Here is an 8,847-nt window from a genome sequence, read left to right on the forward strand (position 1 = left end):
GAACACATCTTCCCGGTCCTCACCCCGCTGGCCGTCGACCCGGCCCACCCGTTCCCGTACATCTCCAACCGGTCGCTGAACCTGGCCGTGACCGTCCGGGACCCGGACGGCGGATCGGAACTCTTCGCCCGGGTCAAGGTGCCCAACAACGTGCCGCGTTTCGTCCGGGTCAACCCGGACCAGCCGGGTGTCCGTTTCCTGCCCGTCGAGGATCTCATCTCGGTACACCTGGGGCAGCTCTTCTCCGGCATGCAGGTGGTCGAGTGCCACCTGTTCCGGGTCACCCGCAACGCCGAGGTCGAGGTCGACGAGGACCGGGACGAGGACCTGCTCCAGGCCCTGGAACGGGAACTGGCCCGGCGCCGGTTCGGCCCGCCGGTCCGGCTGGAGGTGGCCGCCTCCATCTCCGACCACGTCCTCGACCTGCTCGTCCGCGAACTCGACATGGACAGCCAGGACGTGTTGCGGGTACCGGGGCTGCTCAACCTGGCCGCCCTGTGGCAGGTCTACGAGGAGTCCGACCGGCCCGATCTGAAGGACCGGCCGTTCGTGCCGGCCACCCATCCCCGTCTGGTGGAGGGCGAGGTGCCGCGCAGCGTCTTCGCCACCCTGCGGGACGGGGACATCCTGGTGCACCATCCGTACCACTCGTTCGCCACCAGCGTGCAGCGCTTCATCGAGCAGGCCGCCGCCGACCCGGACGTACTGGCCATCAAGCAGACCCTCTACCGGACCAGTGGCGACTCGCCGATCGTGGACGCCCTGATCGACGCCGCCGCCGCCGGCAAGCAGGTGGTGGTGCTGGTCGAGGTGAAGGCCCGCTTCGACGAGGTGGCCAACATCGGCTGGGCCCGGGTACTGGAACGGGCCGGCTGCCATGTCGTCTACGGCCTGGTGGGCCTGAAGACGCACTGCAAGACCGCCCTGGTGGTCCGCCAGGAGGGCAACCAGATCCGGCGCTACTGCCACATCGGTACCGGCAACTACCACCCGAAGACCGCCCGGCTCTACGAGGACTTCGGGATGCTGACGGCCGACCCGGAGGTCGGTGCCGACCTGACCGACCTGTTCAACGTCCTCACCGGGTACAGCCGGCAGACCGCGTACCGGCGCCTGCTGGTCGCCCCGCAGGGCATCCGGCAGGGGCTGATCGAACGGATCGAACGGGAGATCGCGCACACCCGCCCGGGTATGCCGGGCCTGGTCCAGTTCAAGGTGAACTCGCTGGTCGACGAGCGGATCGTGGACGCGCTCTACCGGGCGTCGCAGGCCGGGGTACACGTCGACCTGGTGATCCGGGGGATGTGCACGCTGCGCCCGGGGGTACCGGGGCTGTCGGAGAACATCCGGGTCCGGTCGATCCTGGGCCGGTTCCTGGAGCACTCCCGGATCTTCCGGTTCGGCAACAACGGCGACGCGGAGTTCTGGATGGGCTCGGCGGACCTGATGCACCGCAACCTGGACCGCCGGGTGGAGGCCCTGGTCCGGGTGACCGACCCGGTGGCCCGCGCCGAACTCGACCACGTGCTGACCGCGTCGATGAGCCCGGAGGTGGCCGCGTTCGAGTTGGCCGCCGACGGGAGCTGGCACCACCGGGCCGGTACGCCGGAGAGCCCGGCACCGCACCTCCAGGAGATGCTGCTGCACCGGGCCGACGGCGCCACCGGCTGAACCGGGCCACCGGACCGGGCAGACCGGCAGGTCCGCCCGACCACCGGACCCGGTCGACCACCGGGCCACCGGAGCGGGCCGACCGTCCACCGCGCCCCGGCCGGCGAGCCGTCCCGGGGCGCCCGGACCGGCAAATAGGCTGGCCCGGTGATGGGTACGAGACGGGAGCGGATGCGGGTGACGGACGCGACGACGATCCGGGCCGCCGGTGGGGTGGCCTGGCGTCCGGCCGGCGACCGGGTCGAGGTCTGCCTGGTGCACCGGCCCCGCTACGACGACTGGACGCTGCCCAAGGGCAAGCTGGAACCGGCGGAACCGGCCCTACTGGCCGCAGTCCGGGAGGTCGCCGAGGAGTCCGACGTCCAGGCGGTACCCCAGGTCCGGCTGCCCAGCGTCCGGTACGTCAGCGAGGGGCGCCCCAAGGTGGTCGACTACTGGTCGATGCGGGCGGTGGGCAGCGGCGGTTTCCAACCGGGTACCGAGGTGGACGACATCCGCTGGCTGCCGGTGGACGAGGCGGTCCGGCTGGTCAGCTACCCGCACGACGCGGTGGTACTGCGGGCCTTCGCCACCCTGCCCCCGGTGACCGGGGCGCTGGCCGTGGTCCGGCACGCCAGTGCCGGCAAGCGGGCCACCTGGTCCGGGCCGGACGTGGCCCGGCCGCTGGACGACACCGGGTGGGCGCAGGCGCGCCGGCTGGCCCCGCTGCTGGCCCTGGTCCGGCCGGTCCGCCTGCTCGCCGCCACCGCGCGCCGCTGCGTGCAGACCCTCGACCCGCTCGCCGGACTGCTCGACCTGGCGATCGAGGCGGACGGCGACTTCGACGAGCCGCGCCCCGGGCAGGATCCGGCGGAGAACGCCCTCGCTGCCGCCGGCCGGCTGGTACACCTGGCCACCGCCAACGACCCGGTCGTGGTGTGCAGCCAGGGCGGGGTGCTGCCCGGCGCGCTGGCCCAACTCGCCACCCGCCCGGTGACCGGCGCGTCCGACGTGCCGGGTCGCACCGCGGTCGACCCCGGCGCGGACTGGACGACGCCGAAGGGCGGCGGCTGGCTGCTCGCCTTCGTCGGCGACCGGCTCGCCGCCGCCGACCCCCTGTAAGGAAGGGCCCCCTATTAACGTTTCCGGTAGAGGAAGGGCCCCTTCTTAACACCCCCGCTCCAGGGTCACCGGCTTAACGCTGCTCCAGGGTCACCGCCACCGGTAGATGGTCCGAGGCGGTACTCCGGGCCGCGGCCACGTCCCGGCCACGCAACTGCGCCGAGACGAACACGTGGTCGATCTGCTCGACCGGACGGTCCGCCGGGCTGGTGGCCAACGGCCGCCCGGCGGCCAGTGCGTCGGTCAGCCCGGCAGCCGTGAACTCGGCGAACGCCGGGTCACCCGGTTCGGTGTTGAGGTCACCGGCCACCACGAGCGGCCGGCCGGCGGCGTACCCGGTGGCGAAGCGCGCCACCGCACGGGCCTGCACCACCGGACCGGTGTCCGGCGGCGGTTGCAGGTGGGTGGAGACGACCACGAGTTCCCCACCGGGCAGATCGACGGTGACCGCGAGGGCCTGTGCCCCGGTGGGCGCACCGACGTCCGGCAGCCGGAGCGTCCGGGCGTCCCGGACCGGGAAGCGGGTGAGTACCGCGTCCCCCCACACCGGGTCGGCGGCCGGCGCGAAGACGTACGGCAGCCGTAGCCGACCGGCGAGCAGGTCGAGGGTGTCGTGTCCGCCGTTGAGCAGCCAACCCCGGTCCACTTCGCTGAGCACCAGCACGTCCGGTCGTTGCCCGGCGAGGACGTCGACCAGCCCGGTGAGGTCGAGCCGGCCGTCCAGGCCGAATCCCATCCGGATGTTGTACGCCACCAGCCGGACCGGACCGGCCGGACCGACAGCGGCCGGACCGACAGCGGCCGGACCGACAGCGGCCGGACCGACAGCGGCCGGACCGACAGCGGCCGGACCGACAGCGGCCGGACCGACAGCGGCTGGGCCAGCGGTGCCGGCCGGACCGGCGGGGGCAGCCGCCGGTGCCGTGCGGGCCGGTGCGACGGGTACCGCCAGTATCGCGGCGAGCAGGCTGGCCAGGGCGAGCCCACCGGCCAACCGCAGGCCGGACATCCGGGCCTCCGGCCGACGCCCCGCAGCCCTCGTTGCCGGCGGCGCATCAGCGCCCCGGGCCTCCGGCCGACGCGCCGGGGACCGGAGCGCGGCCAGGGCCGGCACGACCGCGACGGCGACCGGTACCCAGCCGTTGGGGTACCCGAGGTCGTAGGCGGCGTAGTAGCCGACCGCGGCGACCGCGAAGACCAGCATCCCGCCGGCCGCCGCGTAGGCCGCCCGTACCGCAGCGCGGGGGTCGGGCCGGGCACCGGCCACGGGTACGGCCACCGCGTCGGTCAGCCGCAGGCAGGCGCCGAGCCCGAGCGCGGTGAGCAGGATCGCCGGTACCAGCAGCAGTGGCTGGTGCAGCGCGAAGAGCGCCGTCCCGGCGAGCAGTACGGCCGACGCGGCCCACCGGGCCGTTCTGCGGTGCCCGGCATCCGGCCAGGCGTGGGCGGCCAGGACGAACAGTCCGGTCGCGGCGGCGCCGAGCAGCCCCTGCGGCAGTCCGTGCCAGGGCAGCGACCGGGCCGTACCGGCCGCACCACCGAGGTACGACACCGCCGTACCGGCCAGCGCCGGGGAGAGCGCCACCATGCCGGCGAGCAGCAGTACCGGACCGACCGGCCACCAGGCCCGGGTGGCGCCGGGTGTCCGCGTCTCCGGCACACCGGCCTGCGCCACGACGAGGAGCCCGGCGAGCACGGCACTGACCGTCCAGGCCGTCGCACCACCGCGCCACACCAGGTCGTACGTGTCCAGCACGGTGTGCCCGACCGCGCCGAGGGCCAGTCCCAGCACCAGTCCGGACCGGGGTCGTACCCCGCTGGCTGCGGCGGCCGTGAGCCAGACCAGTCCGGCGAGCAGGCCGGCGCTGGCCAGGTAGAGCTGCACCTGTCCGCCCGGTGCGGCGGTCAGCGCCAGCCGGCTGGCGGCGAGCCCGAGCGCCCCGGCCAGGGCGACCTTCCGGGTACCGGTCCGACGGATCAACGCCGGAGCGGCCAGGGGCAGCAGGAACCAGCCGAGCGCGAAGGCGCCCATCAGTTCCGCCGGGGTGGACGCGGCCTGGCCGAAGATGGTGATGATCGCGGGCAGCCACACCCGGAGGACGTCGACGAGCAGGAGCACGCCGAGACAGGTGGCGGCGGTCGCGGTGCGGGGGTGACGCATCGGCACTCCGGGCAGGGTGGGGGAGGCGGTCTGCGCGCGATTGTCGACCGCTCCGGCGCCCGGAGCAATGGGCGTGGAGCCGTACGGGCACCGCGACCGGGGCGTGCCGGGCGACACCGTCGGGCGTTCGGACATGCAAAGGGCGCCCACCGCCGCTGGTGGACGCCCCTGTGGTGCAGTGGTCAGCGCTTGGCTGCGGCCTTCTTGGCCGGGGCCTTCTTCGCCGCCTTGGTGGCGCTCTTGGTGGCGCTCTTCGTCGCGCTCTTGGTGGCCGCGCTCTTCGTCGCGCTCTTGGTCGCCGCCGTGGTGCTCTTCGCGGCGGCGGTCGTCTTGGTGGCCGTCTTCTTGGCCGGCGCCGCCTTCTTGGTGGCCGCCTTGGCGGTGGTCGCCTTCGCAGCGGTCGTCTTGGTCGCCGCCTTGGCCGGCGCGGCCTTCTTGGTGGCGGTGGCCTTCGTACCGGTCGCCTTGGCCGTGGTGGCCTTGGCACCGGTGGCCTTCGCCCCGGCGGCCTTCGCCGTGGTCGCCTTCGCGGTGGTCGCCTTGGCCGTGGTGGCCTTGGCGCCGGCGGCCTTCGCGGTGGTGGTCTTGGCGGCGGCGGCAGCGGTGGTCTTCTTCGCTGCCGCGGTGCTCTTCGGCGCCTTGCCGCTGGCGACCATCTCCTTGAAGCCGGCACCCGGGCGGAATGTCGGCACCGACGTCTTCTTGACCTTCACCGCCTCGCCGGTACGCGGGTTCCGGGCTGTTCGTGGCCCCCGCACCCGCTTCTCGAAGACTCCGAAACCGGTGATCGCCACCCGTTCGCCCTTGGTGACCGCCGCCTGTACCTCTGCGAGGACCGCGTCGAGCGCGGCCGTGGCCGTCTTCCGGTCCCCCAGGCGAGCGGCGAGCGCCTCGATGAGCTCGGCCTTGTTCACGACTTCCTCCTGATTGTGCAACTGGACTCCGCGTGCCATTCTGCGCGCACGGTATGCCCTGTGCTACCAGGACACAAACATCTGCCGGAAAAAAGCCCTTGTGTCGTAACGGATTCGCCCCCGCCGGCTGACCGGCGGGGGCGAAATCGGCGGTGCTATCGGGCGTACGGACTAGGCCACGACCGGAAGGAACGGGGGCCGGGTCGCCTCGAACGTGGTGATGTCGGCCTCGTGCCGGAGGGTCAGTCCAATGTCATCCAAGCCCTCCATCAGCCGCCAGCGGCTGAAATCGTCGAGCGGGAAGGACCAGGCGGCGTCCCCCTGCCGGACCTGCCGGGCGGTCAGGTCGACGGTGATCACCGTGCCTGGCTCCCGCTCCACGAGGTCCCACAGCTCTTCGATGGCCTTCAATTCCAGCTCGACCGGCAGCAGTCCCTCCTTGAGAGCGTTGCCCCGGAAGATGTCGCCGAAGCGCGGCGAGATCACGACCTTGAACCCCCAGTCGCGCAACGCCCACACGGCGTGTTCACGGGAGGAGCCGGTACCGAACTCCGGACCCGCCAACAGGATCGACGCTCCGGAATACTTTTCATCGTTGAGAACGAATGCCGGGTCCTCCCGCCAGGCGCTGAACAGACCATCGGCGAAACCTGTCCGCGTCACCCGTTTGAGGTACACCGCCGGGATGATCTGATCGGTGTCCACATTGGAACGGCGGAGTGGTACGGCGGTGCCGTCGTGCACGGTGAACTTGTCCATTCGACTGCCCTTCAGAGATCGGCGGGAGCGGCCAGCCGGCCGACGACGGCGGTGGCGGCGGCAACCGGCGGCGACACCAGATGGGTACGCCCGCCCCGGCCCTGCCGGCCCTCGAAGTTGCGGTTGGAGGTCGACGCCGACCGCTCGCCGGGCGCGAGAGTGTCCGGGTTCATGCCCAGGCACATGGAGCAGCCGGCGAAGCGCCACTCGGCACCGGCGTCGGTGAAGACCTTGTCCAGCCCCTCGGCCTCGGCCGCCGCGCGGACCGCCGCCGAACCGGGTACGACGAGCATCCGTACCCCGTCGGCGACCCGGTGCCCGCGCAGCACGTCGGCGGCGGCCCGGAGGTCCTCCAGCCGGCCGTTGGTGCAGGAGCCGACGAAGACCACGTCCACCGGCACGTCCCGCAGGGCCGTGCCGGGGCGCAGGTCCATGTACTCCAGGGCCCGGCGGGCGGCGGTCCGCTCCGCGTCGGTGCCGAACTCCTCCGGGGCCGGCACGACGTCGTTCAGCGCCGCCCCCTGGCCCGGGTTGGTGCCCCAGGTGACGAAGGGACTGATCCGGCTGGCGTCCAGGGTCACCTCGGTGTCGAAGACCGCGCCCTCGTCGGTGGGCAGGGTCCGCCAGTACGCCACCGCGGCGTCCCAGTCGGCCCCCTGCGGGGCGTTGGGCCGGCCCTTCAGGTACGCGAAGGTGGTCTCGTCCGGCGCGATCATGCCGGCCTTGGCGCCCCACTCGATGGACATGTTGGCCACCGTCATGCGCCCCTCCATGGAGAGCGCCCGGATCGCCTCGCCCCGGTACTCCACGATGTGGCCCCGGCCCCCGCCGGTGCCGACCTGGGCGATCAGCGCCAGGACGAGGTCCTTGGCGGTCACCCCGGGCGCCAGTTCGCCGACCACGTTCACCGCCATGGTCTTCGGCCGGGCCTGCGGCAGCGTCTGGGTCGCCAGGACGTGTTCGACCTCACTGGTACCGATGCCGAAGGCCAGCGCACCGAAGGCGCCGTGGGTGGCGGTGTGCGAGTCACCGCACACGATCGTCATACCGGGCTGGGTCACCCCGAGCTGCGGCCCGATGACGTGCACGATGCCCTGGTTCTCGTCGCCCAGCGGGTGCAGCCGTACGCCGAACTCGGCGCAGTTGCGGCGCAGTGTCTCGATCTGGGTACGCGATGTGGGGTCGGCGATGGTGAGCAGGTCACCACGGCGGCTGGCGAATCCGGGGTCGGCGTACCCGGTCGGGGTGTTGTGGTCCTCGGTCGCCAGCGTCAGGTCGGTACGGCGGACCCGCCGGCCGGCGAGCCGCAGCCCGTCGAAGGCCTGCGGGCTGGTCACCTCGTGCAGCAGGTGGAGGTCGATGAAGAGCAGATCCGGCTCACCATCGGCGGACCGCACGACGTGCGCATCCCAGACCTTCTCGGCCAGGGTCCGGGGCGACGTTGATTTCGGAGTGACTCCCACCATCTGGACATCCTAAATTCTGGGAGGTATGTTTCGGCTTGTGGGACACAGTATGAGCGGTGTCGGCGTTCTCGACAAGGCGGTGGTCATCCTGGCCGCCTGTGTCGACGGCGCCAGCCTGGCCGAACTCGTCGAACGCACCAAGCTGCCCCGGGCCACCGCGCACCGGCTGGCACAGGCGCTGGAGATCCACCGGATGCTCGTCCGGGACACCCAGGGCCGATGGCGCCCGGGGCCCCGGCTCGGTGAGCTGGCGAACGCGGCGCCGGACGTGCTCCTGACCGCCGCCGAGCCGTTGCTGGCCGCCCTACGGGACGCCACCGGCGAGAGCGCCCAGCTCTACCTGCGCCGGGCCGACGAGCGGATCTGCGTGGCCGCTGCGGAACGGGCCAGCGGGCTGCGGGACACCGTGCCGGTCGGCTCGGTGCTGCCGATGACCGCCGGCTCGGCCGCCCAGGTGCTGCTGGCCTGGGAGCCGCCGGAGGCGGTGATGCCGCTGCTGCCCCGGGCCAAGTTCACCGGGCGGGCGCTGGCCGAGGTCAGGCGGCGCGGCTGGGCGCAGAGCGTGGCCGAACGGGAGGCCGGCGTGGCGAGCGTCTCCGCGCCGATCCGGGACCGGACCGGGCGGGTCATCGCGGCGATCAGCATCTCCGGCCCGATCGAGCGGCTGGGCCGCCGCCCCGGCGACCGGCACGCGATGGCCGTGGTCCGCGCCGGGCAGCGCCTCAGCGGCCTCTGAACCGCCCGACCCGGACCCCCGACCCGGAACCCCGTCGAC

General features: G+C 72.9%; 7 protein-coding genes. 3 read left to right on the forward strand and 4 right to left on the reverse strand.

All coding sequences use genetic code 11. From position 1 onward, the window contains the following. Both GSF22_RS26355 and GSF22_RS26360 read left to right on the forward strand, forming a co-directional pair. Window positions 1-1,671, forward strand: a 1,671-nt coding sequence (locus GSF22_RS26355) for an RNA degradosome polyphosphate kinase (protein WP_208816429.1), incomplete at its 5' end; no start/stop codon positions are given. A gap of 150 nt (window positions 1,672-1,821) precedes the next feature. Continuing rightward, a complete protein-coding gene (locus GSF22_RS26360; protein WP_208816430.1) occupies window positions 1,822-2,772 on the forward strand; it encodes an NUDIX hydrolase in 951 nt (316 codons plus the stop codon). A 73-nt stretch (window positions 2,773-2,845) separates the two neighbouring features. On the opposite strand, the gene GSF22_RS26365 is transcribed toward GSF22_RS26360, so the two are convergent. From GSF22_RS26365 to leuC, 4 genes are all read right to left on the reverse strand, one after another. Continuing rightward, window positions 2,846-4,933, reverse strand: coding sequence for an endonuclease/exonuclease/phosphatase family protein (locus GSF22_RS26365; RefSeq protein ID WP_208816431.1), 2,088 nt, complete (start codon window positions 4,931-4,933; stop codon window positions 2,846-2,848). Between the two features lie 182 nt (window positions 4,934-5,115). Continuing rightward, the gene (locus tag GSF22_RS26370; protein WP_208816432.1) at window positions 5,116-5,847 is read right to left on the reverse strand and encodes an HU family DNA-binding protein; all 732 of its coding nucleotides are present in this window, start codon (window positions 5,845-5,847) and stop codon (window positions 5,116-5,118) included. Between the two features lie 171 nt (window positions 5,848-6,018). Then, window positions 6,019-6,606, reverse strand: a complete 588-nt coding sequence (gene leuD / locus GSF22_RS26375; RefSeq protein WP_208816433.1) for a 3-isopropylmalate dehydratase small subunit — start codon at window positions 6,604-6,606, stop codon at window positions 6,019-6,021. A gap of 11 nt (window positions 6,607-6,617) precedes the next feature. Beyond that, window positions 6,618-8,072, reverse strand: coding sequence for a 3-isopropylmalate dehydratase large subunit (gene leuC, locus GSF22_RS26380; protein ID WP_208816434.1), 1,455 nt, complete (start codon window positions 8,070-8,072; stop codon window positions 6,618-6,620). A gap of 49 nt (window positions 8,073-8,121) precedes the next feature. Between leuC and GSF22_RS26385 the strand changes: the two genes are divergently transcribed. After that, the gene (locus tag GSF22_RS26385; protein ID WP_208816435.1) at window positions 8,122-8,808 is read left to right on the forward strand and encodes an IclR family transcriptional regulator; all 687 of its coding nucleotides are present in this window, start codon (window positions 8,122-8,124) and stop codon (window positions 8,806-8,808) included. Window positions 8,809-8,847: the final 39 nt, after the last annotated feature.

The sequence above is a fragment of the Micromonospora echinofusca genome (genome assembly GCF_017614955.1).
In the GTDB taxonomy this organism is placed as follows: Bacteria; Actinomycetota; Actinomycetes; order Mycobacteriales; family Micromonosporaceae; genus Micromonospora; species Micromonospora echinofusca_A.